The sequence below is a fragment of the Arthrobacter sp. NPDC056493 genome, assembly GCF_042795115.1.
Taxonomy (GTDB): Bacteria; Actinomycetota; Actinomycetes; order Actinomycetales; family Micrococcaceae; genus Arthrobacter.
The window spans coordinates 1-26,196 of record NZ_JBHTSL010000043.1 but is presented as its reverse complement, the minus strand read 5'-3'; the positions used below and the strand labels follow the sequence as shown (position 1 = coordinate 26,196).

The following is a 26,196-nucleotide window of genomic DNA, read 5'->3' as shown; positions in this document are numbered from 1 at the left end:
GGCAGATTTGGCGATCCGTCAGGGCGGGTTTATGGTCGTTTCCATGACTAACCGTTGGTATGCGTATTTTTCGTTGGCTCTGGAGGGGCCCGCGTCTAACTGACACGCATCCAACTTTCCTTCAGAGCCAACAGGGCAGAGATCATTCTCTGCCCTTCGCCATTTCTACGGCGGGTTCTGATCAGGGGCCCGCTCCCACCCGGAACAGGACCCCGAAAATGAGCGCAACAGCCACCGAAACCCAGCAGCCGACGTCGAAACGCCCGTCGACGTCGAACCTGAGGGTCAGCGAGATCACCGCCCTGCCCACACCGCAGGAAATGATGGCGGAACTGCCGCTGGACGCGAAGGCGGCCGACGTCGTCGAACGTGGCCGCGATGAAGTCCGGGCCATCATGGACGGCGTGGACGACCGCCTGCTGGTGATAGTCGGCCCGTGCTCCATCCACGACCCCAAGGCCGGCCTGGAATACGCCCGCCGGCTGGTAAGCCAGGCAGAGAAGCACAAGGAAGACCTGCTCATCGTCCTGCGCGCCTACTTCGAAAAGCCGCGGACCACCGTGGGCTGGAAGGGCCTCATCAACGACCCGCACCTGGACGGCAGCCACGACATCGCCGGCGGCCTTCGCGCGGCCCGCAGCTTCCTGCAGCAGGTCACCGCCCTGGGTCTCCCCACCGCCACCGAGTTCCTCGAGCCCATCAGCCCGCAGTACATGGCCGACCTGATTTCCTGGGGCGCCATCGGCGCGCGAACCACGGAAAGCCAGATCCACCGCCAGTTGGCCTCGGGGCTCTCCATGCCCATCGGCTTCAAGAACGGGACCGACGGCGACCTCCAGGTGGCGGTCGACGCCTGCAGCGCCGCCGCCGCAGCACAGGCTTTCCTCGGCATCGACAGCGACGGCCGGGCCGCGCTGGTGTCCACCGCAGGCAACCCCGACACCCACGTGATCCTCCGCGGCGGCCGGAAGGGCCCCAACTACTCCGCCGCCGACGTCGAGGCGGCCTCCGCCAAGCTCGCCGCCAAGAACCTCAACCCGAGGCTGATCGTGGACGCCAGCCACGCCAACAGCGGCAAGAGCCACCACCGCCAGGCCGAGGTGGCCCTCGAGATCGGCGCCCAGCTCGAGGACGCGGAAACGGCCGCGGGAGCGATCGCCGGCGTCATGCTGGAGAGCTTCCTCGTGGGCGGCGCGCAGAACCTCGACGTGGCCGAACACGCCGCCGGACGCTCGGACCTGGTCTACGGCCAGAGCGTCACGGATGCGTGCATGGAGTGGGATGTGACGGCGTCTGTCCTCGAGCAACTGGCGGCGTCGTCGCGGAAACGGCGGGCTTTCACAATGGCCACGTGAGCATCTAGAGTAACTAGAACACGGTTGTTCGATGGCTCAGCGTCGGCGCACCGCTGATAGACCGGCGTCGTTGCTGAGAGCAAAGGAATATGGGTATGTCCGCAGAGTCGAACTTCTCGAACGCCAAGTTCTTGACCGTGGCCGAGGTGGCTGAGGTAATGCGTGTCTCCAAAATGACCGTGTACCGCCTTGTCCATTCGGGGGAGATGCCCGCCGTCAGGTTCGGCCGCTCCTACCGCGTCCCGGAGACCGCCGTCGAACAGTACCTCAAGGGTGCTGTCGTTGACGGTCACACGGGCACCGCCTGACGGGACCCGACTGACCGCACCGATCCGTGGTTGCTGCAGCCGCCTTGGGGGCCGCTGCACGCCACGGGGCTGTGCTGGTCAGGGGATGCTCCGGATAAGCGGTACGCTGTTAAGGAACGTTTTACGTCATTGTAAGAATCTGTCAGTTGTTCAGTCTGTTGCTCAGTCCACGGACCTTTTCCATCAGACAGGTACTGCATCTAGTTTGTAAGGAACTTTCGTGGGTTCAGTTATTAAGAAGCGTCGCAAGCGTATGGCCAAGAAGAAGCACCGCAAGTTGCTTCGTAAGACCCGCCACCAGCGCCGCAATAAGAAGTAGAGTCCGCTCTACGCGTCAATGCCCGTTCCCTTTCGAGGGTGCGGGCATTTTTGCGTCCCGCGACGCGCAAGCTGACCCACGACGCGCAAGCTGCCCCGCGACGCGCAAGCTGACTGACGACGCGCAAAAGGCCTGGCGCACCGGGAATTACCGGATCGTGGGGCAATCTGCGCGTCGCGCGGCAAGAAGCGCGTCAGGCGCGGGGGCCCCGGAAGCGGGTGTAGCCCCGCCAGAGACCGTAGACCGCTCCTCCGGCTGTGGCTGCCTTGAGGCCCAGCGTGGCTGCCCGGCGGCCTGAGCGGAAGTCGTAGACCGGCCAGTTGTGTTCCCTCGCGTGCTTGCGCAGGCGGGCGTCCGGGTTGATCGCCACGGGATGGCCCACCATCGTCAGCAGCGGGATGTCGTTGTAGGAGTCGCTGTACGCCCAGCACCGCTTCAGATCCAGCCCGTGCCCGTCCGCGATGCCCTGGACCGCCACGGCCTTGGCGGCGCCGTGCAGGATGTCCCCGACGAGCCTGCCCGTGTAGAAGCCGTCCTTGGTCTCGCCGACGGTTCCCAGGGCGCCGGTGAGTCCCAGCCGCGTGGAAATCACCGTGGCCACCTCGATCGGCGTCGCCGTGACGAGCCAGACCTTCCGGCCCACCCGCAGGTGCTGCTCGGCCAGGGCCTTTGCGCCGGGCCAGATCCGCGAGGCGATCATCTCGTCGTAGACCTCTTCGCCCAGCGCCTTGATGTCCTCTTCCGTGATGCCGGCGGCGAGCCTCAGCGCGGAGTCCCGGACGGCGTGGACGTCATTGAGGTTCTCACCCCGGAGCACGAACTTGAGCTGCTTCCACGCCATGCCCGCCGCCTGGGCAATTGTGAAGGCTCCGCGCTGGTGCATTTTCCTGGCCACGTGGAACAGGCTGGCGCCGCGCATGAGGGTGTTGTCGACGTCGAAGAATGCTGCCTCGCCGTGTTGCTGCTTCGCAACCGGACGGTGGGCCACAGCGACGTACTTCTCCTCGGGCATGCCACTGAGTCTAGTCAATGCCGTACCCCACGCCTGACGGCCGCCCGTCGCCCGGCGCCGGGAACGGCGATACGGTTGAAGCATGGCAAACCCCGACGTCGTTCTCCTCACCAAAGCTGACTGTCACCTGTGCGCCGCGGCGCGCGACGCCGTCGGGCGGGTGACTGCCGGGCTGGGGCTTTCGTGGTCGGAGCGGCAGCTGGACGCCGACGACGAGCTGCGCGACCGCTACGCCGAGGAGATCCCCGTGGTGCTGGTGGACGGGATCCAGCGCGACTTCTGGAAGATCGACGAGGCGCGCCTGGAGCGTGTCCTGCGCCGTGCCATCGCGGGGGATTAGCCAATTTCGAACAATGGCAGTGGCTTTGTTGACATAACTGATGGGGATCTAGAGTGGACTCACAACGCGACGCAACGGAGCAGATAGTGACTTCGCTCGATTCACCACCCCAGTCCCTGCCCGGGCCTACCGGGGCCGCCGGAAAGCAGATTCCGCCGGCAGCCGTGGCCCGGCTGACGATCTATCTGCGCGCCCTGAACTCGTTGCTGTCCGAAGGCACCGAACGGGTGTCCTCCGAGTCACTGGCTGAGCTTTCCGGGGTCAGCTCCTCGACTCTCCGCAAGGACCTGTCCCATGTGGGTTCGTACGGCACCCGCGGGGTGGGCTACGAGGTGCAGTACCTGAGCCGCCACATCGCCGCCGCACTCGGGCTGACGCATGACTGGAAAGTCGCGATTGTGGGCGCCGGTAACCTGGGCAAGGCGTTGGCCCGCTACGGCGGTTTCGAATCCAGGGGCTTTGACGTGGTTGCCATCTTCGACGCCGACCAGATGGTGGTGGGCAACGAGGTGGGCTGGCTGCGGGTCAGCGACGTTGCCGACCTGGAAACCGTCCTGGAGCGGACCGGGACCAACATGGTGGTGCTGGCCCTGCCGGCCGCCGTGGCCCAAAGCGTGTGCGACCGGGTGGTGAACGTCGGCGTGCGGAGCATCCTCAGCTTTGCTCCGGTGATGCTCCAGGTGCCCGACGGCGTGACGCTGAGAAAGGTGGACATGGCCACCGAGCTGCAGATCCTGGCGTACCACGCGCAACGGGCGCAGACCCCCGGTCAGCCGGAGTAACTCCGGCGTTCCAGGAATCCGCGCCCGTTGGCGGTTTGGTGCTCGGCCTGTGGCTAGCGGCCGTAGGGGCCCGGCTGGGAGTACGGGTTGGCGAACGGCTGCGGCTTCTGGAAGTACTGTGCCGCCCCCGGCACGTACAGCATCACGATCGCGGCGATGCCGAGGATTCCCACAAGGGTATTCAGGCCAAGCGGGAAGAGGCTGAATACGGAAAGCGCCGCAAAGACCGTGCCCAGGATGCGGGCCCAGTTCTTGCCCTTCCGGACGTTGAAGGCCACCAGGGCGTAGAGGCCGGCACCGATCAGGGCAATGACCACCATGGTTCCGATGATGAAGCCCTTGACGTCCTCGAACGCGATGTTCTGGCCGCTGCCGCGCAGTTGTTCCTCGAACGTGCTCCGCATGGCCGGGTCATCCAGGGTGGGAATCGTGACCAGGAGGTTCAGGATGGACAGGACGCCTGCGGCGATGATCAGCCAGAAGGAATAGTTCACGAGCTTCGGAACGCCCGCGCCCGTTGATGCCTGAGCCTGTTCGGACGGGTACTGCCCGTAGGGGGACTGGCCATAGGGGGACTGGCCATACGGGGCCTGTCCGTACTGAGGCGCGCCGCCCTGTCCGCCCTGTCCGTACTGGGGCGGGTTCTGGCCGTACTGGGGTGCGGACGATGTTCCCTGTCCATACTGGGGCGGGTTCTGGCCGTACGGGGCCTGCCCGTACTGCGGTGCGCCGCCCTGGCCGCCCCGGGGTGCGTTCTGGCCGTACTGCGGTGCCCCCTGTTCGCCCTGGCCGTACTGGGGTGCGTTCTGGCCGTACTGCGGTGCGTTCTGGCCGAATTGGGGAGTGTTCTGCCCGTACTGGGGCGCTTCCTGGCCGTAGCGGGGCTGCCCGTTGCTCGGCTGGGAACCGTTGCCCGGTTCGTTAGAGCCCGGCTCGTTGGAGCCGGGGTCATTGGAGTGCGGGACTGGAGGATTGCTCATGAGCGGTCCTTTGCGTAGTGACGTCTGAATCGGCTACCGGTTCAGACGCCTGCCCTCCCCAGCATGGTTCACTTCCCACCGTACCCCTCAGCCCGTGTGCCGTGGATCATTCCGGAGAGGTATTCCAAAGCCGCGCCAACCTGCGGAAACGTTGCCCGGCAGGGGATGGTCCGGCCAGTAACCAGCGGCCCTGCCGGACGCCGATCAGGGGCGGCCCCGTGCCGCAGCGAACCAGTTCTGCGAATTGGGCACCCACATCAGCGCGGTGGCCACGAGACTGACCAGGAAGCCCAGCCAGTTCCCGTCCTGGCCCGCGGGAAAACTCGAGCTGACGATGGCCAGCAGCAGCGACACCCCTGCCACAATGGTCAGGGCCAGTCGCGCCCACTCCTTGCCTTCCTTTAGCTTCAGGGCCAGCACGATCTCCGCGGCCGCCACCGCCAGAGCCACCAGCACGAGCAGGAACACCAGGATGGCCACGCCGGGAAGGATCGCAAAGAGCACCAGCACACCGAAAAGACCGATCACGCCGCCAAGCAGCCCCAGCAGGCCGCCGATCACCCAGATCCAGTAGGACACCTTGAGCTCCGTGGGCAGGCCCGTCACGTCGAAGAGGCCGGACAAGCCGCCCCGAGGCAACACCTCGCCAAAGGTCCGGGGACGGTCCGCCGGCATCTCGAAAGCGAACCGGCCGCCACCGGCGGGCGGCTGCTGACCGGGGTACTGCTGGGCCGGTTCCTGCCCCGGGAACTGCGGTCCCGGCGTCGGACTGCCCGGTTGGGCCGGGAACTGGCCGGACGGCCGCTCGGCCCCGGGATCACGGGGGTCCGGTTCATCGCTGGGGGTGCTCATGGCACTCACTTTAAGCCCGGGATTCTGCCAATTCCAGAGGCCCGGAACGCCGAACGCCCCGCCTGCGGAAAGTCCGCGGACGGGGCGTTTCGCTGCCACTCACTGTGGCTGCGGGAACTGCGCTGAAACCTAGGCTGAAGGTGCGATGAACGCCAGTTCGAGGTTGATGGCAACCTTGTCGCTGACCAGGACGCCGCCGGCTTCCAGCACGGCGTTCCAGGTCAGGCCGAAGTCCTTGCGGCTGATGGTGGTCTCGGCGGAAACACCGGCGCGGGTGTTGCCGAACGGGTCCACGGCGACGCCGTTGAACTCGGTCTCGAGGGAGACAGGCCGGGTGACTCCCTTGATGGTCAGGTCGCCCTGGAGTTCGTAGCCGTCGCCGCTGGCAACGAGGCCGTTGGAGACGAAGGAGATCTCCGGGAACTTCTCGACGTCGAAGAAGTCTTCGCCGCGGACGTGGCCGTCGCGGTTGGCGTCTCCGGAGTCGAAGCTGGCGGTCTGGATGGTGGCCTGGATCTTGCTGGCCGTGACGTCGTCGGCGAGGTTCAGGGTGGCGGCGGCGTCCTTGAACTGGCCGCGGACCTTGCTGATGCCGGCGTGGCGGACGGTGAACGCGATTTCGCTGTGGGAGTTGTCGAGGGTCCAGGTGCCGCGGGTGAGCTCGGTGGAAAGTGCCATGGTGCTTCTCCTTGTATCAGTGGTGTACCGGGTGATCGTTGAAGCTTTTGTTGAAGTCTCAACTAACTGCTGCATCCAGTATAAACATGCATTTGCATCTTTTATTCCACCGGTCGGGAACTTTCTGAAAAATTTTTGAGTTCTACTTGATGTAGAAGATTTCGTCATTACCCCTGCCCTTTGAGAAACTGGTAGACATGCCCCAAGCCACTGTCCATTTGCTCCGCCACGGCGAGGTCCACAACCCCGAAGGTGTCCTGTACGGCAGGCTGCCTGAATTCCACCTCTCCGAACTTGGCCGGCAGATGGCTCAGACGCTCGCCGAGCACTTCCGCGAACGCGTCTCCCAGGGCGCCAACATCGTGTATCTGGTGGCGTCGCCGCTCACCCGTGCCCAGGAAACCGCGCAGCCCACCTCGGAAGCGCTGGGGCTGGACATCCACACGGATGCCCGCATCATCGAGGCCGAGAACTACTTTGAGGGCCTTAAGGTCACCAAGGCGGAACTGCGGAAGCCTAAACATTGGCCGCACCTGGTCAACCCGTTCCGGCCGTCCTGGGGTGAACCCTACAAACAGCAGGCAGCCCGCGTGACCGAGGCCGTCCGGGAGGCCCGTGCCAAGGCCATCGAACTGGGCGGCGACGGAGCCGAGGCCATCCTGGTCTGCCACCAGCTGCCCATCTGGGCCACCCGGCTCAGCGCCGAAGGCAAGCCCCTGTGGCACGATCCGCGGAAACGCGAATGCACCCTGACCTCCCTCACCTCGCTGGTTTTCGGCGACGACGGCGCCCTGCTGCGCGTGGAGTACAGCGAACCCGCCGCCGCCCTTCTTCCCGGTGCCTCGAGTACCCCCGGAGCCTAAGTCATGACTGAAACACCCAAGAGTTCCCGCCGCAGCGTCCTCGCCGCCGGCGGCCTGGCCCTCACGGCGATCACGCTGGGCCTGTCCGCCTGCGCCCAGGAGGACGCCCTGGCCAAGCAGGCCAAGGCCGGGGACAACAAGAACTACGTGGCCGGCGACGGCTCGGTGACCGAATTCACCGCAGCGGACCGCAAGTCCGCCATCCAAATCCAGGGCAAGCTTTTTGACGGCACCGCCGTGACCCCCAAGGACTTCCTGGGCAAGGTCACCGTGCTGAACTTCTGGTTCGCCGCCTGCGCACCCTGCCGGGTGGAGGCGCCGTCCCTGGAAGCCCTGCACCAGGAGTTCAAGGGCAAGGGCGTGCAGTTCTTCGGAGTGAACCTGCGGGATGAGAAGGCCACGGCTGGTGCCTTCGACAAGACTTTCGGCCTGACGTACCCGAGCTTCGACGACAAGGACGGCAGCGTGCTGCTGGCCGTGTCCGGCCTGGTGCCCCCGGGCGCCGTCCCTACGACGCTCGTGGTGGACAAACAGGGCCGGGTGGCGTCGCGTGTGCTGGGGGAGATCGAGAAGGGCACGCTCAAAGCTCTCATCCAGTCTGCCGTGGCAGAGTAACTTCCCGTGAACAGCCCCTTCGCCGAAGCCATCCTGAACGGTTCGCTGCTGCTCGCCATTCCCGTGGCGCTGCTGGCAGGTCTCGTGTCCTTCCTTTCGCCCTGCGTGCTGCCCCTGGTTCCTGGCTACCTGGGCTACGTCACAGGACTCACCGGCGTGGACCTGCAGAAGCAGAAACGCGGCCGGATGCTGGCGGGCATTGGCCTGTTCGTTCTCGGTTTCTCCGTGATCTTCGTGCTGCTCGGCGGTGCGTTCGGGCAGCTGGGCTCTCTGATTTCGGGCGGTCAGAACGCCTGGATCACGCAGGTCCTGGGCGTCCTGGTGATCCTGATGGGCGTGGTGTTCATGGGCGGATTATCCTGGTTCCAGCGCGACGCGAAGATCCACGCGAAACCGCCGGCGGGCCTCTGGGGCGCGCCGCTGCTGGGCATCACGTTCGGCCTCGGCTGGGCGCCCTGCATCGGCCCCACCTATTCCGCCGTCCAGCTGCTGAGCCTCTCCGGCGGGTCGTCCGCCGCGAAGGGCGCGTTCCTGGCCTTCGTCTATAGCCTTGGGCTGGGCATCCCGTTCCTGCTGATCGCCCTCGCGGTGCGCCGCGGCGCGGGCGTGATGTCCTTCTTCCGGAAGCACCGGCTGGCCATCCAGCGCACCGGCGGGGGTGTCCTGATTGCCCTCGGCATCCTGATGGCCACGGGTCTGTGGGGAACCTGGGTCACCGAATTGCAGTACTGGTTCCAAACCGATGTGAAGTTGCCGATCTGATGAGCGAGCGTGTGAAGTCAACCGAGAATTCCCCGGCAGAGGACGTCCCGCAGCCCGGGCCTGCCCAGACCGACGCCAAGGACGCCGCGGCGCCTGAGGGGCAGAAGGCCAAGGACGCCGTGAAGGCCGCCAAGGCCGGGGCCGCCCTCCCGTCCCTGGGTTTCGTCGGCATGTTCCGCTGGGCCTGGACCCAGCTGACCAGCATGCGAACGGCACTGTTTCTGTTGCTGCTCCTCGCGGTGGCCGCAGTCCCCGGGTCGCTGTTCCCGCAACGGCCCGCGAACCCTTCAGTGGTCACGCAGTACATCAAGGACCACCCGGACTACGGAAAGCTGCTGGACTCGCTTCAGCTGTACGACGTCTACTCCTCGGCCTGGTTCTCGGCCATCTACATCCTGCTGTTCATCTCGCTGATCGGCTGCGTGGTGCCCCGCGCCATCGCCCACTACAAGGCCATGCGGTCGCAGCCGCCGCGCACCCCGAAGCGCCTGTCCCGCCTGCCCGAGTACGGCACCCTGGTGCTGCCCGCGGACGCCGGCATCCCGGCGTCGGACGCCATTGAGGACGCAGCGGCGCTGCTGAAGAAACGCGGATACCGCGTTGAGGTAAGGCACGACGACGGCGCGCGGCCTTCTTTGGGGGCCGAGCGCGGCTTCCTGAAGGAAGTGGGAAACCTTGTCTTCCACACCTCGCTGATCGGCGTGCTGGTGTCCGTGGCCATCGGCGGGCTGTTCGGGTACAGCGGCCAGCGCATCCTGGTGGAGGGTGACACCTTCGTGAACACCCTGGTGGGCTACGACCAGTTCAACCCCGGCACCAACTTCCAGAGCAGCCAGCTCCAGCCCTACTCGATCCAGCTGGATAAGTTCCAGGCCACGTTCGACCGCGAATCGCAGGGCAAGTACGGCCAGCCCATCGACTTCACGGCGGACGTCACCACCAAGGAAAACCCCTCGGCTCCGGCCAAGAAAGAAGTCCTCAAGGTCAATGACCCGGTCAACCTCGGCGGCACCAGCATCTACCTGACGGGCAACGGCTACGCCCCGGTGGTCACGGTACGCGATGGCAAGGGCAACGTGGCCTTCCAGGGTCCTGTGGTGGCCAAGCTGCAGGGGCAGAACTACTACTCGTCCGTGGTGATCAAGGTGCCCGACGCGAAGCCCGACCAGCTGGGGTTCGTCGGCTTCTTCCTGCCCACGGCGCTGGTGACCGATAAGGGCATCTCCTTCAGCGGCGACCCCGACCTCATCAACCCGCAGCTGAGCCTGAACTCCTTCTACGGCGACCTTGGCCTGGACAAGGGCGCCCCGCAGAACGTCTTTGAGCTCGACGTCAAGAACCTCAAGGAACTCAACAGCCGGAACCTCAAGGCCGGCGGCATCACCCTCGCGCCGGGCAACACCTACACGCTGCCTGAGAGCAAGGGTTCCATCACGTTCGACGGCGTGAAGAAGTACGTGGGTGTGGACATCCACCACAACCCCGGGCAGCTCTCCGCGCTGATCTTCGCGCTGCTTGCGGTGGCCGGACTCATCGTCTCGCTGTACGTGAATCGGCGCCGCGCCTGGGTCCGCACAGGCACCCACGAGGACGGCAGGACCATGGTGGAGTACGGCCTCCTGGCCCGCGGCGAGGACCACCGGCTGGCCGGCGAGGCGGCAACGCTGCGCAGCCTCCTGTCGCGCACGTGGAACCTGGACGCCGACGATCCCGAAACAGCACCTTCCAACTCCTCACCAGCAGGCTCACCTGAGCCGAAGAAGGACCAGTAATGTTTCCCATCAACGAGACCATGGGCCAGTACAGCGAGCTCTTCATGCTGCTTGCGGCCGGCACCTACACCGTCGCCTTCATCGCGTTCGCGTGGGATCTGGCCAAGAGCAGCAAGGCCCTTAAGGCGATCGACCTCAAGGCGGCTGCCTCCGTTACGCCGGCCGCGCCGGCCAAGGTGCCGGTGGCGGCGGGAGCGTCGGCAGCCCCGTCGCGGACCGCGGGCAGCGGCGGGGACCGCCTGTCCGGACCGGCAGACCGTGCCGAGCGGCCGTCGTCGTACTCTTCCGGCGCCGGTGCCGCCGGGCAGACCGCCGACGACAGCATGCGCTACGGTGAGCGCCGCGCACCGGCACGTGTGGCTGTGGCACTGACCGTCCTGGGCGCCTCGATCCACGCCGCCGCCGTGCTGACCCGCGCGGTGGGCGCAGGGCGCGTGCCGTGGGGCAACATGTACGAGTTCCTCACCACCGGAGCATTCCTGGTCGCGGCGGTGTTCCTGCTGGTGCTGGTCCGCCGCGATCTGCGCTTCCTCGGCACGTTTGTGGTGGGCCTGGTGATCATCATGCTGGTGGCCGCCTCCGTTGCGTTCTGGACGCCCGTCGGCCACCTGGTGCCCGCGCTGCAGAGCTACTGGCTGGTCATCCATGTCTCCATCGCGGTGCTGTCCTCGGCTCTGTTCACCCTGACGTTTGCCATGTCCGCGCTGCAGCTGGTGCAGTCGCACCGGCAGAGGACCATCGCCGCCGGAGGTGCCGACAAGCTGGGCTTCATGCGCCTGGTGCCGTCCGCGCTGAGCCTCGAGAACCTGTCCTACCGCATCAATGCGATCGCTTTCATCGGCTGGACCTTCACCCTCATGTTCGGCGCCATCTGGGCTGAGAAAGCCTGGGGGCGGTTCTGGGGCTGGGACACCAAAGAAGTCTGGACCTTCGTGATCTGGGTGGTGTACGCCGGCTACCTGCACGCCCGGGCCACCCGCGGCTGGACGGGAACCCGGGCGGCCTGGCTGTCGATCGTGGGCTACCTCTGCGTGGTCTTCAACTTCACCATCGTGAACCAGTTCTTCAACGGATTGCACTCCTACTCGGGGCTGTAGGGTTCTGGGGCGTTCCTCGGAGGCGCAGTCGCTTACCTGCGGGTTCGTTGATTGACCAAAAAGGGCCGCCTGGCACGCTTGCTGGGCGGCCCTTTCTGGTTAAACGGTGAACGCGCGGCCGTCGTCGGGTCTCGCGTGACGTGGCGCGGTGGGACGGAACGTGGACTGGCGTGCAGGCTTCCAGCCACGGCTCGTTAAGGCCCTGCGCACCGTGGTGATGGCGCTGGGCTCCATGCCCGGTACCAAGGGGTTCAAGTCCAACTGCGTCAGAACCAGGACGAGCCAGCCGAGTCCCCTGGCGTTTTCGTCCCGGTAGATGTCGCTCCTCCGCTGGGCCGGGGTGGCGTGGTGGCCGCCGTCGTACTGGATGGCAATCTTGAACTCTTCGTAGGACATGTCGGGGTCCTGCACCCAGCCGCCTGTCTCGTCGAACATGGGTACGTTGATGGCTGGCTCGGGTAGCCCTGCACCGGTCAGCAGAAGCCGCAGCTCGCTCTCCTTCGGTGAATCGGTGTTCGCACGGATGAGAGCCCGGGCCTTCATTGCCTTGGCGTACCCAGCCCTGCCCTGCTTACCAGCGAGGAAAGCATCCAATGCCCCCGGCGTGGCGACGGGAGCCCTGCGTTGCAAAAGGAAATCGCCGGCAATGATGAGGTCCTGCAGAGAGAGGATTCCGGCCAGATCGAACCACGTCCGGGGCGGTGACGTGCAGGCCACGTAACGGCCATCGAAGATTTCCTCGTCCGGGAGCGGAAGCCGGTGGCCGCAGACGTTCTTCCGCCGCACGGCCCTGGCGCCGTCTCGGCTGGTCAGATGGATCACGGCATGATCCTCGAAACGCAGAGGCAGAGGGAAACCCCAGAGCGCAGCGGCGGAGAGGTGGCTGACGACGGCTCCGGTCGCGAGTGCAAGACCCCGTGCGCGAACAAGGAGCGTGATCTCCACGGCCGCTGGCGCGCGTACGCCGTGGCACGGACTTGCCAGGTCGAGGGCGCGGGCACGCCTCCGGGTCAGGCCGGCAGCAGTGGCCTGGCGGATGGTGAACGGCTGTGCCTGCAGGGCGGGAGGAAGAGGGCGTGGACGCGGCATAGGAGCATTCTGCTGCCCGGAGCGGGCATGCATTCCGTTGTCCACAATTTAGGTCCGATGTGGAGGAATAGTGGGCGGTGTCCGCTTCGCCGTGTTGGCATCGTGTTGCTCGGGCGTTTGGTCAAAAAGGGCCGCTCAGTGGTGGTTCGAAGCGGCCGTTTTTGGCAACTCGACGCCGAACGGGGACCCGAAGCGGCCGTTTTTGGTAAGTCGACGGGTGAGTGGCTTGGGGGCTACTTCGCCTCGGGATTGCCTTCGGCGTTGGCCTCGCCTGCGGTGCCCGGCTTGCGTGGACCCGGCTCACCCGCGGCCGGGCCGCTGGCGCTTGAACTGCCGCTGCCGGTGCCGGGAGCTGCGCCCGTGCCGCCCGTGCCAGTGCTACTCGTGCCCGCAGCGCCCGTGCGGTGGGGACCGCCGTCGGACTGGTTCTTCCGGGCGGCGTCGTCCCTCAGCTTGCGGAGGCGTTCCGCCTCGGCCTGGCGGCGGCGCTGCTCGAGGTTGCGCAGGAAGTCGGGGTCGTCGTCGGGGGCGGTGGGGTGGTGCTGGTAGACAGGCTGGGCCACTGCCGATGCGCGGGGGCGGCCGATCAGGAACCACAGCGCGGCGCCAATGAGCGGGAGGAGGGCAACCATGATGATCCAGGTTGTCTTGGAAAACCCACGGGTGAGATGCCTGTCAGTCCGGATCACGTCCACCAGTCCGTAGACGTAGATGGCGAGAATGGCGACTGCGATGGCAACACGAGGCATGCAATCAGTCTAGCCGCCGTGCGCCCCGGCGGAGATTACAGTATGCCCACAGTCAGGCGCCAGCAAAACGCCGAACCCGAGCCGCAGATGTCGCCGGAGCTGCCCCAGGCAACAGGCGCTGCCCCGGTTAACGCGCCAGGCAAGGTGCCCCGAAACGGCCGGAAGGCCAAGGGCGCGGAGGGTCCATGGCACCGGCAGGATACGTTCAGGCAGGACGGCTAAACTTGGATAGTGGCTTTTCTGAAATACTCCCTGATCCGGTTCGCGATCTTCCTGCCCCTGTTTGTGCTGTTCGTCCTCCTGCAGCTGGGGTGGTTTCTGGCCGTCGTCTGTGCGGGGCTGATTTCCTTCGCCATCAGCTACCTCTTCTTCCAGAGGCAGCGCGATGCCGCGACCGCGTCACTGCACGCCCGTTTCTCCGGCCGTGCCAAGCCGATCCGCAGCGCCGGGGAGATCGATGATGCCCGGGCCGAGGACCACCTGGTCGACACGCATCCGGACGTCACCATCCGCAACGACGTCAAGAAGCGCGAACCCCGCGCCGGGGACGCCTAGGCTTACGGCCCGCTGCCTACAATCCGGCGCTCAGAACGAGTCCCAGGGAGAACAGCACGGCATAGCCGAGGTTGATGAGGCCTGTCTGCTTCAGAACCGGGATGAGGCTCTTGCGCTTCCGCCCGTTGATCATGAGCCAGGCCGGCATGAGGCAGGCCGGGATCAGCAGCAGCACAATCAGCATCCACGGCCGTGTGGGAGCCAAAATCACCACGAGCAGGATGGCAACGGCCAGCATCAGGACGTAGCTCTCGCGGGCGTGCTTGTCGCCCAGCCGCACCGCCAGGGTCTTCTTCCCGGCCTGGATGTCCGACGGGATGTCCCGGACGTTGTTGGCCATGAGCAGGGCGCACGCGATGAGGCCCGTGCCGATCGCGCCAATCACGGCAGGCAGGCCGATCTGCCCCGCCTGCGTGTAGGTGGTGCCGAGCGTGGCCACGAGCCCGAAGAACACGAACACGAAGACGTCGCCAAGGCCCATGTAGCCATATGGGTTCTTTCCGCCGGTGTAGCCCCAGGCCGCCATCACGCAGCCCACGCCCACCAGCAGCAGCCACCACGTCTGGGTGATGAGGACCAGCCCCAGTCCCACGAGCATGGCCAGGCCGAAGGCGCCGAACGCGGCATACTTCACGTGTTCGGGGCGGGCGGCACCGGAGCCGACCAGCCGCAGCGGCCCGACGCGGTTCTCGTCCGTCCCGCGGATCCCGTCGGAGTAGTCGTTCGCGTAGTTGACGCCGACCTGCAGCAGCAGCGCCACGAGGGCCGCCAGGACTGCATTGAGCGGGCGGAAGGAGCCCATCTCATAGGCCGCCGCCGAGCCGATCAGGACAGGGGCGATCGCGGCCGGCAGGGTGCGGAGCCGGGCGCCTTGGATCCATTGTGCGGCTGTTGCCACGGTGAGTACCTCGTGTTGGGTCGGTGATACGTTCAAAAATGCGTGGCGTGCGCTGGGCACGCGGAAGCCGCAGCGGCGCGGCAGGACACTCTATTTTCCCTGATGGAGCGCGTTGAGGCGTTCAATCATGGCCAGCCTGTCCGGCTTGCCGTTGGGCAGCATGATCAGCTCGCCGGCCGGAAGGACGGTTTTGGGGGCCAGCAGCCCCAGCGTGCGGTGCCATTCCTCGGCCCACGCCGCCCCGTCCCGTGCAGCACCACCGGCGCCGCCGGACGTTCCGGACGAGGTCCCGGACACTGCCACATAGGCCGCCACGGCCTGGCCCCATTTCGCGGACTCGACGCCGGCCACGAAAGCCGCCGTCACGCCGTCGGACTTTTCCAGCTCCGCCTGCACATGCGCGGCGGAGACCTTGACGCCGCCGGTGATGATGACGTCGTCGGCGCGGCCCAGCACGGTGAGCCGGCCGTCGGCGTCCAGGGTGCCGAGGTCGTTGGTCCGGTACCAGCGGCCGCCGTCCTCCTCGACGAAGGCCTCGGCCGTCGGCCCCGGCGCGTCCAGGTATCCCGCCGCGAGGGTGGAACCGCCCAGGTGGATCCTGCCGTCTTCGGCGAGCCGCAGGGCCACGCCCTCGAGCGGATAGCCGTCATACACGCAGCCGCCACAGGTTTCCGCCGCGCCGTACGTGGTGACCACCCGGAGGCCGGCGTCGCGCGCGGACTCGAGGAGCTCGGCCGAGGCCGGGGCGCCGCCGAGCAGGATGCCGTTGAAGCGGCGCAGCACGGCCAGCGTGTCCGCCGACGGTTCAGCGAGCAGCCGCTGCAGCTGCGTGGGCACCAGCGACGTGAAACGGATCTTGTCGGTCAGCTCCAGCGCGGCCGCGGTGAAGGCGTCGGCGGTGAATCCCGCGGACAGGTCCATCGCCCAGGGCCGGGTGCCCGCAAACAGCGACCGGACCAGCACCTGGACACCGGCCACGTACTGCAGCGGCAGCGCCAGGAGCCACTGCCCCTCGCCCTTGAGCGCGAATGCGGTGGCCATCGACGACGCCGCCAGCGCGTCCACCGTCAGGACGGTCGCCTTGGGCGCCCCGGTGGACCCGGACGTGCGGACCACCACGACGGCGTCCTCGAACCCGGGGGTCCGGACGGGCGTCACCACCGGATCGCCGTCGGGGCCGGCGGAGAGTTCGACGGCGGGACCCTCACCGTGGAGGGCGGCCGCCAGCGCCTTGAGGGCGGGCTCGATGTTCACTGAGTGCGCCTGGGTTGCGCGGGTCTGGGGAGCATGGGGTGCCTTCCGACGAGTGCGGGCTTAGAAGTAGTAAGGGAACCGGGACCAGTCGGGGTCGCGCTTTTGCAGGAAGGCTTCCTTGCCCTCCACGGCCTCGTCCGTCATATATGCCAGCCGGGTGGCTTCGCCGGCGAACACCTGCTGGCCGGCCAGGCCGTCGTCGGCGAGGTTGAAGGCGAACTTGAGCATCCGGATGGCCTGCGGGGACTGCCGGGCGATGTCCGCGGCGTACTCCAGGGCCACCTCCTCGAGGCGCTCGTGGTCAACGGCTTCGTTCACGGCCCCCATCCGAACCATGTCCTCAGCGGAATATTCACGCGCGAGGAAGAAGATTTCCCGGGCGGCCTTCTGGCCGATCTGCCGGGCCAGCAGCGCCGAACCGTAGCCGGCGTCGAAACTGCCCACGGTGGCATCCGTCTGCTTGAACTTCCCAAACTGGCGCGAGGCGATGGTGAGGTCCGAGACTACGTGCAGGGAGTGCCCGCCGCCGGCCGCCCAGCCGTTGACGACGGCGATGACCACCTTGGGCATGGTCCGCATGAGCCGCTGGACTTCCAGGATGTGCAGCCGCCCAGCACGGGCGGGATCGATGGTCTCCTGAGTCTCGCCGTCGGCATAGCGGTAGCCGTCCCGCCCGCGGATCCGCTGGTCCCCGCCGGAGCAGAACGAGTGGCCGCCGTCCTTGGGGGAAGGGCCGTTTCCGGTGAGCAGCACGGTGGCCACGTCCGGCGTCATCCGGGCGTGGTCCATGGCGCGGTACAGCTCGTCCACGGTTCCCGGGCGGAAGGCGTTGCGGACCTCCGGGCGGTTGAACGCGATGCGGACGGTGGGCAGGTCCCGTGTCACAGTGCCGTCGTCGGCCCGCTCCACCTGCCGGTGGTAGGTCAGGTCCTGAAAGTCGTCGAAGCCGGACACAGTGCGCCAGCGGGACGGGTCAAAGACGTCGGACACCTTGGCGGGGAATTCGTTGCTCACCGTCCAAGTCTAGTAATCGGCTCAGCTGATGCAGAACTCGTTGCCTTCGGGGTCCGCCATGGTGTGCCATTCGTGGGGCCCCTGGCTGGCCGTCCAGAGGAAGGTGGCGCCGCGGGCTTCCAGTTCGGCCCGGACATCGTCCTTGTCCCGGTCATCGAGGCGGACGTCCCAGTGCACCCGGTTCTTGATGGTCTTCTGCTCCGGCACGGTCTGGAACAGCAGCCGCCGTTCCGGTGCCTTGGCGTCGATTTCCTCGGTGGGCCGGATCGCCGCGCCGTCCTTCCACACGAGCTTGCCGTTGTGCGTCATGGTTTGGTCTTCCGTGGCGAAGCCCTGGCTGATCATGGACCGGATGAAGCCCTCGTCCTGCGGCTCCACGGACCAGTCCAGTGTTTCGGCCCACCAATCGGCGAGGTCGTGCGGGTGCGTGCAGTCGATGGCGATCTGAATGTTGAGTCCCATGGCACCAAGCTACGACGGCGGCGCCGCCTCAGGATAGGGGCCGGACTGGCGACGAGGTGGCAGTTCGCGGCAGTGCCACTGGCCAACACTGCCGCGATCTGTCATCTCGATGGGCCGGACGGCGGGCCGGGCTAGCCTTGCGCCGCCCGCTGCAGCTGGTCCAGGAGCTCCGGCGGGATGGTGTACAGGAAGACCGCGGCCAGCAGGTTCTTGGCGGCATGGACGAAGTAGGAGAACATCAGGTTCCGCCCCGTCCACATGTAGACAAACACCAGCGTGCCGCCCATCGCCAGGTACGGCATGAGCGCGGGGAGCGTGAGCGCTTCCTGGCCCACGATATGCAGGGCGGCGAAGAGGACCACGGACAGCCCGCAACAGACCCAGATGTTGACCCGCCGGCTCAGTTTGCCGATCAGCAGGTGCCGGAACACATACTCCTCGACGAACGGGCCCACCACGACAATCAGCGGCACCATCAGCCAGGCCGGCACCTGCCGCATGAGCGCCTGCAGCTCGGCCTGGTTTACGGATGTCTGCGTGGTGCCACCCGCGGCCACCAGGACGGCGGTGACAATCATCATGGCGACAACGGCCAGCGGCACCATCGCGAGCGTAAACCAGGGCCGGGTGGCAAGCACCTTGAGGTCCCGGGACACCACCGCGCGGGCGGCAAACAGTGCCAAGACGCCGACGCAGCCGTAGAACAGGAGGTTCACGCCGTAGGAGGCGACGGCCGGCGTCGGGGCCAGTGCCCGGAGTAGCGGCGGGATCAGTTCCCCGGCCAGCGCGAAGAACGCGGCCACGGCCACATAAAGCCCCACGGCGGTGAGGTCCAGCGGCGAAAACCGGTAGAGATCCGGCCGCGGAGCAGGGAGCATGCGTCTGGTATTCACCATGCCTCCAGCGTAGTGCGCTTGCCCAACGGCGGTGCGAAGCTTGACGGGGCCGGCCGCCCGCGGGCAGGCTTGACCCATGAAGTCCTAACCACGATGCCGGCATTGTCCGGCGTCGACCATGTTCCGGCCTGTATCCGTTACCTGGATCTGTCGACCCGCCTTTTGCCCGCCCGCAGCTTCGCGCCAAGGCATTCGGTGTTGACCTGGCCACAGACAAGGCCCTGTAGAGGAATGCACCGGGACGTGTGCACCGGTCTCCGGGGCCGCCCATTGGACTGCGAGGACTTCCCATGACTGACCCACATTTCCGTACCGAACAGCTGTATCTGTCCGGTGTATCCCACGGCTACGGGGACCGCGAACTCTTTACCGGCGTCGAACTGGTGATCGCCGCGGGGGAACACGCCGCCGTCGTGGGTGAGAACGGTGCGGGCAAATCCACCCTGCTGCGGATCCTCGCGGGTATCGAGCCGCCCGCCGAAGGCACGGCCCAGCGGCATGGCCGGGTGGGCTACCTGGCGCAGACGTCCGGACTTTCCGCCCGGCTGACCGTGGCCGACGCCATCGATGATGCGCTCCGGGCACTGCGGGAAATGGAAGCTGAGCTGGAACGGCTTGAGGCCGGCCTGGCATCGGCCGGGCCGGCCGAGCTGGAGGCCTACGGGAACCTGCAGACCCAGTACCAGCTGCGGGAGGGCTACGCCGCGGAGTCCCGCGTGGAGGCGGCGCTGGACCGGCTCGGCCTGGGTGGCGTGGACCGCGGCCGGACGCTGGGGTCGCTGTCCGGCGGGGAGCAGGAGCGCGTCGCGCTGGCCTGTCTGCTGGCCGATCCCGCGGACATCCTGCTCCTGGATGAGCCCACGAACCACCTGGACGCCAGCGGCACAGCATGGCTGGAAGGCCGCCTCGCAGCGCACCGGGGAGCCGTGGTGGTGGTCTCGCACGATCGCGTGCTGCTGCGGAAGGTCGCAGCCGCCGTCATCGAGGTCGACGCCGAGCGCCGCACGGTGAACCGCTACGGCAATGGCTATGACGGCTACCTGAAGGAGAAGCGGGCAGAACGCCAGCGCTGGGTGCAGCAGTACCACGGCTGGATCGACGCCATGGCGGCCGAGCGGCGGCAGGCGGACACCGTGGCCGGCCGGATGGGCTATGCCCGCCGGCGGGACAACGACAAGGCGGCCTTCGACTTCAAGACCGGAACCTGGGAGCGCGCCGCTGCCAGCAAGATTCGGAATGCACAGGAGCGGCTGCGCCGCCTGGAGGACAACCCCGTGGAGCGCCCGCCAGAACGGCTGAAGCTCGACGGCGGGTTCGACGGCGGCGCGAACGGCAAGCTCGACGGCGGGTTCGACGCCGGGCGAGGGGCCGCCCTAGGATCCGGCGGGAGCGCTGGCGGGGGTACCGGGAGCGGACGCGAGGAGGCCGCCGATGGGGTCCTGCTCGCCCGCAACACCCGGGTGCCCGGCCGGCTGGACGTTCCCGAGTTCCGCGTGGACCGAGGGCAGAAAATCCTCATCACCGGGCCCAACGGTGCCGGGAAGTCCACGCTGCTCTCTGTTCTGGCGGGAACTCTCGAGCCGGCCGCGGGACAGGTGGTGCGCCACGGCCGGACAGGCTACCTGCAGCAGGAGCTGGAGCTGCCCGAGCACCCGTCCATGGGGCTGCTGCCGGCCTTCGCCGCAGGGCTTGGCGGGAACATCGACGACCACGCCGAGGCGCTGCTGCGGCTGGGCCTCTTCCGCACCAGCGAATTCCATGTTCCCGTGGGTGCCCTGTCGGCAGGCCAGCAGCGCAGGCTGGCACTCGCGCGGCTGCTGCTCGGCCACAAGGACATCATGCTCCTCGACGAACCCAGCAACCATCTGGCTCCCGCGTTGGTGGAGGAGCTGGAATCGGCGCTCGCGGAGTTCGGCGGAACAGTCGTGATGGTCAGCCACGACCGGGCCCTGGGCGAGTGGTTCGACGGCTGCGCGGGCCGGTCACGGGTCCGGGCCCACGAAGGCGCTTCGGGGACATGGCTCAGGTACACGATGGCGGACGGCACGCTGGAGGAGGTGGCGCTGCCCGCCTGAGCCTCGCGAAGCAGCCCCAGCGGGCCCGGCTGAGCCCCCGCGGCGGACAAGCATGCGCCGTCCCCAGGCCTGTGCAAGCAAAGAGAAAACCCAGGCCCGGCGGGTTGCCGGGCCTGGGTTTTCGCGTCCGCCGTGTGCGCCGCAGGCGGAACGGGGAACCCAGGACCTACCGGAACAGGGCGCTGTACGTTCCCATGATGATCCGGTCGCCGGGCCTGGACTTCCTGATGTAATCCACCACGGCCCAGTCGTCCAGCGAGATGCAGCCCGCCGTCGGGACCTTGTTCATGTGCAGGAAGATGGCGAAGCCGGCGTCCTGCACGATGTTGGGACGGTTGTAGTTGACCACCACGCCCTGGCGGTAGTCATGCGTGGCGCGGGTGGCGAAGTACCACATGTTCTCGTCCCAGCCCACCCACGAGGAGGACTCGAAGTACTTGTTGTACGTCGCGGTCCAGGGGTTGCCGCCCCAGCGGGAGCGGGGGTTGAGGGTGCGGTAGGGGAGCACCGTTCCGGGGTTGCCCAGGCCGAAGGCCTCCGTCACCGAGTACGAGCCCGTGGGTGAGTACAGGTAGCGGGTGGGCCCCGACGGGACACCCGGCGCCTTGAAACCGGAGGCGCCCACATAACCGTCCGTCCGCCAGTCCTGGACGTACGTTCCGGCCATCCGGACGCAGTAGACGTTTGTGGCATACGACTGGCCGTAGCCCTGGGTGAATGTGAGCAGCACCCGGTTGGCGCCGTAGGTGGAGTACCGGGACCGCCCGTTGTTCAGCTTCTGGCACTCGGTGATTCCGTATGGCCGGGTGCCACCAGCTTTGGTGTAGCCGATGAAGCCGCGCTGGAATGACTGGATGCACTGGTCGCCGGCGCACCGTTCGTTCGCCGTCGGGTAGCCCAGCCAGCCGCCGGCGCCGCCGTTGGTGGCGTACCGCTGGGCGATGCCTGCCCGGACAATCCAGGCCGGGGTCAGCGGAGACCAGTAGATGGCGCCGCCCTGGAACCGCTGGATGCACCCGCCGGCCGCCTGCCCGCAGGCCTCGTTGGCCACGGGATAGCCCAGGGAACTCCGGTTGCCGCCGGTCAGGATGTACCTGGTGCCGATGCCGCCGCGCGTGATCCAGGCGCCTGTGGCGGGCGACCAGTAGATGCTGCCGCCCTGGAACCGCTGGAGGCAGCCGCCTGCAACCTGGCCGCAGGCTTCTGTGGTGGTGGGGTAGCCCAAGACGCCGTTCTGCGCACCGGCGGCGCGCCAGCGGGAGCCCACGCCGCCCCGGATCACCTGGCCTCCGGTCTGCGGCGACCAGTAGATGGTGCCGTTGTCGAATGCCTGCGAGCAGCCCCCGTTTTTCAGGCCGCAGGTTTCACCGGCCGACGGCAGGCCCAGCACGGACTCGGCGCCCGACGCTGCCCAGCGGCTGCCGATGCCCGTCCCGGTGGAGAAGTTGAGGAACCGGGTGCCGGTCCAGATGATCACCTTGCCGGTGGAGAACTTCTGCAGGGACCGTACCCCCAGGGCGATTTCGTCGCCGATGGGGTAGCCGAAGGCCGCGAGGCCGCCGCCCGCTGTCCACTGCGGACCGGTGCGCCCGGAGGACAGCAGGACCGGATGGGCGCCCGACTTGGACGTCCAGTAGATCGAGCCGCCGGTGAAGGTCTGCACGCAGAGGCCGGCCGAGCACTGCTCGTTTGCCGTCGGCTCGCCGAGCACGCCGCTCGCCCCGCCAAGGCTCCGCCATTTGGCGCCGATGCCGCCGGCGGTGACAAATTCGGGGTCGGGGCCAGGCGCCGGATCCGTGAGGGCAGGATCTGTGACAGCGGGACCAGTTACAGACGGGTCTGTGACAGCGGGACCAGTTACAGACGGGTCCGACGGCGGCTCCGGGGCCGCGGGGTCCGTCACCGGAGCGGTGGCCGGGTCAGTCACCGCTCCCGTTGCCGGGCCGGCTGCCGGATCGGTGCCTGGGTCAGTAACGGGATCGGGTACCGGGTCAGCAGCGGGGGTAGTGGCCGGGCCGGTGGTGTCCGCAGTGGCGCCTGTGGTTTCGGCTGCGGGGGAGGAAGAGTCAGTTGCCTGGCTGGGCGGCGTCCCGGAGCCGACGGCGAGGGCAGGAGAAGACGCGAGTGGTCCGGCCGCCAGGCTCAGGAGCAGGGCAGCCGCAAGTATTGGTTTTTTCACGAAGCATCCTCCACCGACACAACCGGTTCGCACGTGCCGGCCTGGCCCGTGGTTTTGGCGAAGTTCTTTGCAGAAACTTCAGCCGATTTCCCTGCCTGGACCGTTTGGGTGATCAGGGTGTGCCCCTGGACAGCCGCGCCGACGGTGACTGCAATGGCCACTGTGTAGGTCTTGGCTTTATCCGAGGAGTTGACCAGGGTTCCCTTGAACGTCCACTGGCCGTCCGGACCGGCCGCGCAGGTGTGCTCCTGCAGGGCGTCGATCGCGTTCAGCGATGTGGACACATCGGTGGGCAGGGATGGGGCCGTCGTGGGTGGTGGGGAATCCGACGGCGGCTGGGACACCGCCGTCGTACTGGTTGCCGATGGTGACGCGCCGGGTCCGGGAGGGGCTGTGCCCCCGCCGGAACACCCCGAGGCTGCCAGCAGCAAAGCCGCGGGCAGCAGTAGAACTCTCTTTCTCATAGTCCCCCCTGAAGAATGGCGCGAGTGCCGGCCTCCGCATGAGACGTTGCGGACACCATGGCCGGAAACGGATCCCCGGCCATGGTGCTCAGAGTAGCCGCAATCCGGGCTCTTGAGGGAGCCTTTTCTCCATTCGATTACTGTTTCGTTGCCGCAGGTGAGGGCCGTATCAGGCCGGTCTCCGGACGCTGCCGGACGCCGGGAAAGACAGGGCCGGACGCGGCGGAATGTTGCCCGCGTCACGGGGCAGCCCGGAAATCTTGTACGATGGATGGGCCGTGCGAACCTTCGATGCTCTACGAGTTTTTGTACAGATACCGTCCTCAAAAGGGGCTAAAAGCCGAATTATCTGTACAAAAACTCCAGGTTCCGGAACCGGCAGTGCCCTACCCAAAGGCAACCCCCGACCTGCAAGGAACAGTTGTGCCTCAAAGTACCCCCACAGAACTTATGAGCCCGACGGCTCCATCCGCCGCCGTCGACTCGACCCTCAGCGCCGAGGGCTACAAGAAGACCCTGAGCCGGCGCCACGTCACCATGATCGCGATGGGCGGCGCCATCGGCGTGGGCCTCTTCATGGGAGCCGGCGGCCGGCTGGCTTCCACGGGCCCCGCCCTGATCTTCTCCTACGCCATCGCCGGCGTCGTCGCCTACCTGCTGATGCGCGCGCTCGGCGAGCTCATCATGTACCGCCAGACCTCCGGCTCCTTCGTGAGCTACGCCGGCGAGCTGTTCGGCAAGAAGGGCGCCTACCTGTCCGGCTGGATGTACTTCATCAACTGGGCCATGACCGGCATCGCCGAGCTGATCGCGATCGGCCTCTACTTCCAGTTCTTCTTCCCCAATGTCCCCGTGGAGCTCTCCGCCATCGCAGCGCTGGTGCTGCTGGTGGCCGTTAACCTGCTCAGCGTCAAGGCGTTCGGCGAATTCGAATTCTGGGCGTCCTGCCTCAAGGTAGCCGCCATCCTGATCTTCCTGGCCGTGGGCACCTTCATGGTGGTCACCAACGCCAAGGTGGGCGCCGGCCATGCGTCGCCGGTCAACCTCTTCGCCGGCGACGGCGGCATGTTCCCCAAGGGCGCCCTGGTGATGATCCTGGTGCTCAACGCCGTCATCTTCGCCTACAACGCCATCGAACTCGTGGGCATCACCGCCGGCGAGATGGAAAACCCGGAACGTGAAGTGCCCAAGGCGATCCGCGCCGTCGTGATCCGCATCGTGGTGTTCTACGTGGGTTCCGTGACCCTGCTGGCCATGCTGCTGCCCTCGGACCAGTACAAGGCCGGCATCTCGCCGTTCGTCACCGTGTTCGGCCAGATGGGGCTGCCGTGGATGGGCGACGTCATGAACATGATCGTCATCACCGCCGCGCTGTCCTCCTGCAACTCCGGCTTGTACTCGATTGGCCGGATCTTCCGCACCATGGCCAACAACGGCCACGCCCCGCAGTGGCTGACCAGGATGTCCAGCCGCCACGTGCCGTACGCCGCCATCCTGGCCATCGCCGCCGTCTACCTCGTGGGCATCCTGCTCAACATCTGGCTGGGCGGTTCGCACGCCTTCGATCTCGCGCTGAACACCGCCTCGATCGGCGTCATCTTCACCTGGGGCTCCATCTTTGCCAGCCAGATCGCGCTGCGCAAGAAGAAGGGCACCGTCTCCAGCCTGCCCATGCCGGGTTCGCCGTGGACCAGCTGGGCCGGACTCGTGGCGCTGCTGGCCATCACCGTGCTGATCGGCTTCGACACCATGACGGACAAGGCCACGGGCGACGTCTTCCTGCTGGGCCTCTGGACCCTGGCCAGCATCCCGTTCTTCGCCGTGGTGCTGTGGCTGGGCTGGCAGAAGGTCAAGAACAACGAGCCGAAGAGCCATCTCTTCAACTAGGTTCCAGTTTTGATCACGACGGCGGCGGGTCACCTTTTGCGAAAGGCGGCCCGCCGCCGTCGTTCTTTCCATCGATTGCTCCGCAGACGCCCTTTTGAGCGCCCAAAAGGGCGATTATGGAGCAATCGATGGGGATCTCAGGTGTTTCGCGAAGTGCTCCTCGATCCGGCGCCACGCCTCCGGGGCGGCGGCCGGATCCGGGCCGATCCCCATCACGCGCGTCAGCGGGCGAAGGGCCCGCGGGCCTTCCTCCTGGTCGTTCAGGAAGGAGTGCCCCGCCGTCGGGAACTCCCTGACGTCGTGTTCAACGTCCACCGCATCCAGGGCGGCTTCCAGCCTGGCGGCGGCGCCCCGCAGGGTGCGGTCCCTGGCGCCGTAATTCGCGACGAGCGGGCAGGCGCCGCGCAGCGCCGGCTCGAGGTCGCGGGGGAGGCGGCCGTAGTTCACGGAGGCGGCGTCGAAGCCATCGTTGGCTGCCAGCAGCGCGAACCCGCCGCCCATGCAGAAGCCGATGACACCCGTCCTGCCGGTGCAAACGGGCGATGCCTGCAGCCAGGACCGCGCCGCGGCGATGTCGGCGAAGACCCGCCCTTCGCCGGTGATCATGGATTTCATGGTTCCAACGAGGCAGCGGCGCGGGCCGCCGTCGCTGTAGAGATCGACGGCGAGGGTGAGATAACCGGCCGCCGCCAGCCGGTCGGCGTGGCGGCGGATCTGGTCGTTAAGGCCGAACGCCTCGTGGATCATCACGACGCCGGGAAAGGGGCCCGGCCCGGCCGGTGTGGCGAGGTAGCCGCGAAGGTTCTTGGAGCCGCCGGCTGACTCGCCTGGGCCGCCCAGATCTGCGTACGTCATGGGCACAGTCTTGCACGGTCCGCCGTGCGGGGTGGCAGGCCCGAGCTTGACGCAAAAACGGCGACGCCGGGCTCCCCCCAAGGG

At 67.0% G+C, this 26,196-nt stretch carries 27 protein-coding genes; 13 read left to right on the top strand and 14 right to left on the bottom strand.

Features of this window, described 5'->3' with window-relative positions:
* Nucleotides 1-218 precede the first annotated feature (218 nt).
* From ACFQ50_RS16680 to ACFQ50_RS16670, 3 genes are all read left to right on the top strand, one after another.
* Nucleotides 219-1,355, top strand: coding sequence for a 3-deoxy-7-phosphoheptulonate synthase (locus tag ACFQ50_RS16680; RefSeq protein ID WP_377996761.1), 1,137 nt, complete (start codon nt 219-221; stop codon nt 1,353-1,355).
* Between the two features lie 95 nt (nt 1,356-1,450).
* Nucleotides 1,451-1,663, top strand: a complete 213-nt coding sequence (locus ACFQ50_RS16675) for a helix-turn-helix domain-containing protein (RefSeq protein ID WP_003797758.1) — start codon at nt 1,451-1,453, stop codon at nt 1,661-1,663.
* Between the two features lie 220 nt (nt 1,664-1,883).
* Nucleotides 1,884-1,982, top strand: a complete 99-nt coding sequence (locus tag ACFQ50_RS16670) for a 30S ribosomal protein bS22 (protein ID WP_003792170.1) — start codon at nt 1,884-1,886, stop codon at nt 1,980-1,982.
* Nucleotides 1,983-2,175: 193 nt separating this feature from the next.
* Here ACFQ50_RS16670 and ACFQ50_RS16665 read toward each other — a convergent pair whose 3' ends face one another.
* Complete coding sequence (locus ACFQ50_RS16665) at nt 2,176-2,994, bottom strand: HAD family hydrolase (protein ID WP_377996760.1); 819 nt, start codon at nt 2,992-2,994, stop codon at nt 2,176-2,178.
* Between the two features lie 82 nt (nt 2,995-3,076).
* Here ACFQ50_RS16665 and ACFQ50_RS16660 point away from each other — a divergent pair, with 82 nt between their 5' ends.
* Complete coding sequence (locus ACFQ50_RS16660; RefSeq protein WP_377996759.1) at nt 3,077-3,334, top strand: glutaredoxin family protein; 258 nt, start codon at nt 3,077-3,079, stop codon at nt 3,332-3,334.
* 86 nt (nt 3,335-3,420) lie between these two features.
* Nucleotides 3,421-4,116, top strand: coding sequence for a redox-sensing transcriptional repressor Rex (locus ACFQ50_RS16655; RefSeq protein WP_377996758.1), 696 nt, complete (start codon nt 3,421-3,423; stop codon nt 4,114-4,116).
* 53 nt (nt 4,117-4,169) lie between these two features.
* On the opposite strand, the gene ACFQ50_RS16650 is transcribed toward ACFQ50_RS16655, so the two are convergent.
* From ACFQ50_RS16650 to ACFQ50_RS16640, 3 genes are all read right to left on the bottom strand, one after another.
* The gene (locus ACFQ50_RS16650; protein WP_377996757.1) at nt 4,170-5,096 is read right to left on the bottom strand and encodes a hypothetical protein; all 927 of its coding nucleotides are present in this window, start codon (nt 5,094-5,096) and stop codon (nt 4,170-4,172) included.
* 204 nt (nt 5,097-5,300) lie between these two features.
* Nucleotides 5,301-5,948 (bottom strand): hypothetical protein, encoded by a 648-nt coding sequence (locus ACFQ50_RS16645; protein ID WP_377996756.1) that lies wholly within the window; start codon nt 5,946-5,948, stop codon nt 5,301-5,303.
* Nucleotides 5,949-6,077: 129 nt separating this feature from the next.
* On the bottom strand, nt 6,078-6,626 hold the full coding sequence (locus tag ACFQ50_RS16640) for a YceI family protein (RefSeq protein ID WP_377996755.1): 549 nt from the start codon (nt 6,624-6,626) through the stop codon (nt 6,078-6,080).
* Nucleotides 6,627-6,823: 197 nt separating this feature from the next.
* On the opposite strand from ACFQ50_RS16640, the gene ACFQ50_RS16635 reads away from it, so the two are divergent.
* Genes ACFQ50_RS16635 through ccsB form a run of 5 tightly spaced genes read left to right on the top strand, consistent with a single transcriptional unit; the run spans nt 6,824 to nt 11,735 of the window.
* Nucleotides 6,824-7,489 carry a histidine phosphatase family protein gene (locus tag ACFQ50_RS16635; protein WP_377996754.1) on the top strand — a complete coding sequence of 222 codons (666 nt, stop codon included), beginning with the start codon at nt 6,824-6,826 and terminating at the stop codon, nt 7,487-7,489.
* A 3-nt stretch (nt 7,490-7,492) separates the two neighbouring features.
* Complete coding sequence (locus ACFQ50_RS16630; protein WP_377996753.1) at nt 7,493-8,104, top strand: TlpA family protein disulfide reductase; 612 nt, start codon at nt 7,493-7,495, stop codon at nt 8,102-8,104.
* Between the two features lie 6 nt (nt 8,105-8,110).
* Nucleotides 8,111-8,866, top strand: coding sequence for a cytochrome c biogenesis CcdA family protein (locus tag ACFQ50_RS16625; RefSeq protein ID WP_377996752.1), 756 nt, complete (start codon nt 8,111-8,113; stop codon nt 8,864-8,866).
* A complete protein-coding gene (locus tag ACFQ50_RS16620) occupies nt 8,866-10,638 on the top strand; it encodes a cytochrome c biogenesis protein ResB (RefSeq protein WP_377996751.1) in 1,773 nt (590 codons plus the stop codon). The genes ACFQ50_RS16625 and ACFQ50_RS16620 overlap by 1 nt, the downstream gene beginning before the upstream one ends.
* Nucleotides 10,638-11,735, top strand: a complete 1,098-nt coding sequence (gene ccsB, locus ACFQ50_RS16615) for a c-type cytochrome biogenesis protein CcsB (protein WP_377996750.1) — start codon at nt 10,638-10,640, stop codon at nt 11,733-11,735. Before ACFQ50_RS16620 ends, ccsB begins: the two co-directional genes overlap by 1 nt.
* 99 nt (nt 11,736-11,834) lie before the next feature.
* Here ccsB and ACFQ50_RS16610 read toward each other — a convergent pair whose 3' ends face one another.
* Both ACFQ50_RS16610 and ACFQ50_RS16605 read right to left on the bottom strand, forming a co-directional pair.
* Nucleotides 11,835-12,824, bottom strand: coding sequence for a hypothetical protein (locus ACFQ50_RS16610; protein ID WP_377996749.1), 990 nt, complete (start codon nt 12,822-12,824; stop codon nt 11,835-11,837).
* 233 nt (nt 12,825-13,057) lie between these two features.
* Complete coding sequence (locus ACFQ50_RS16605) at nt 13,058-13,573, bottom strand: PLD nuclease N-terminal domain-containing protein (protein ID WP_377996748.1); 516 nt, start codon at nt 13,571-13,573, stop codon at nt 13,058-13,060.
* Between the two features lie 231 nt (nt 13,574-13,804).
* On the opposite strand from ACFQ50_RS16605, the gene ACFQ50_RS16600 reads away from it, so the two are divergent.
* Nucleotides 13,805-14,128, top strand: coding sequence for a DUF4229 domain-containing protein (locus ACFQ50_RS16600; RefSeq protein ID WP_377996747.1), 324 nt, complete (start codon nt 13,805-13,807; stop codon nt 14,126-14,128).
* A gap of 16 nt (nt 14,129-14,144) precedes the next feature.
* Here the strand turns inward: ACFQ50_RS16600 and ACFQ50_RS16595 are convergent, their stop codons facing one another.
* The 5 genes from ACFQ50_RS16595 to ACFQ50_RS16575 form a co-directional block, all read right to left on the bottom strand.
* The gene (locus ACFQ50_RS16595) at nt 14,145-15,026 is read right to left on the bottom strand and encodes a 1,4-dihydroxy-2-naphthoate polyprenyltransferase (RefSeq protein WP_377996746.1); all 882 of its coding nucleotides are present in this window, start codon (nt 15,024-15,026) and stop codon (nt 14,145-14,147) included.
* A 90-nt stretch (nt 15,027-15,116) separates the two neighbouring features.
* A complete protein-coding gene (locus ACFQ50_RS16590) occupies nt 15,117-16,280 on the bottom strand; it encodes an AMP-binding protein (protein WP_377996745.1) in 1,164 nt (387 codons plus the stop codon).
* Between the two features lie 60 nt (nt 16,281-16,340).
* Entirely contained in the window at nt 16,341-17,294 is a 954-nt protein-coding gene (locus tag ACFQ50_RS16585; RefSeq protein WP_377996744.1) for a 1,4-dihydroxy-2-naphthoyl-CoA synthase, read from the bottom strand.
* 21 nt (nt 17,295-17,315) lie between these two features.
* A complete protein-coding gene (locus ACFQ50_RS16580; RefSeq protein WP_377996743.1) occupies nt 17,316-17,756 on the bottom strand; it encodes a VOC family protein in 441 nt (146 codons plus the stop codon).
* 131 nt (nt 17,757-17,887) lie between these two features.
* Nucleotides 17,888-18,652 (bottom strand): CPBP family intramembrane glutamic endopeptidase, encoded by a 765-nt coding sequence (locus tag ACFQ50_RS16575; RefSeq protein ID WP_377996742.1) that lies wholly within the window; start codon nt 18,650-18,652, stop codon nt 17,888-17,890.
* A 290-nt stretch (nt 18,653-18,942) separates the two neighbouring features.
* Here ACFQ50_RS16575 and ACFQ50_RS16570 point away from each other — a divergent pair, with 290 nt between their 5' ends.
* Nucleotides 18,943-20,727 carry an ABC-F family ATP-binding cassette domain-containing protein gene (locus ACFQ50_RS16570; protein ID WP_377996741.1) on the top strand — a complete coding sequence of 595 codons (1,785 nt, stop codon included), beginning with the start codon at nt 18,943-18,945 and terminating at the stop codon, nt 20,725-20,727.
* A gap of 166 nt (nt 20,728-20,893) precedes the next feature.
* Here the strand turns inward: ACFQ50_RS16570 and ACFQ50_RS16565 are convergent, their stop codons facing one another.
* Both ACFQ50_RS16565 and ACFQ50_RS16560 read right to left on the bottom strand, forming a co-directional pair.
* Nucleotides 20,894-22,906 carry a hypothetical protein gene (locus ACFQ50_RS16565; RefSeq protein WP_377996740.1) on the bottom strand — a complete coding sequence of 671 codons (2,013 nt, stop codon included), beginning with the start codon at nt 22,904-22,906 and terminating at the stop codon, nt 20,894-20,896.
* Nucleotides 22,903-23,370, bottom strand: coding sequence for a hypothetical protein (locus ACFQ50_RS16560; RefSeq protein WP_377996739.1), 468 nt, complete (start codon nt 23,368-23,370; stop codon nt 22,903-22,905). Before ACFQ50_RS16560 ends, ACFQ50_RS16565 begins: the two co-directional genes overlap by 4 nt.
* A gap of 423 nt (nt 23,371-23,793) precedes the next feature.
* Between ACFQ50_RS16560 and ACFQ50_RS16555 the strand changes: the two genes are divergently transcribed.
* Entirely contained in the window at nt 23,794-25,257 is a 1,464-nt protein-coding gene (locus tag ACFQ50_RS16555; RefSeq protein ID WP_377996738.1) for an amino acid permease, read from the top strand.
* 114 nt (nt 25,258-25,371) lie between these two features.
* Here the strand turns inward: ACFQ50_RS16555 and ACFQ50_RS16550 are convergent, their stop codons facing one another.
* Nucleotides 25,372-26,112: a dienelactone hydrolase family protein gene (locus ACFQ50_RS16550; protein WP_377996737.1), complete on the bottom strand. Its 741-nt coding sequence runs from the start codon at nt 26,110-26,112 to the stop codon at nt 25,372-25,374.
* Between the last annotated feature and the right edge of the window lie 84 nt (nt 26,113-26,196).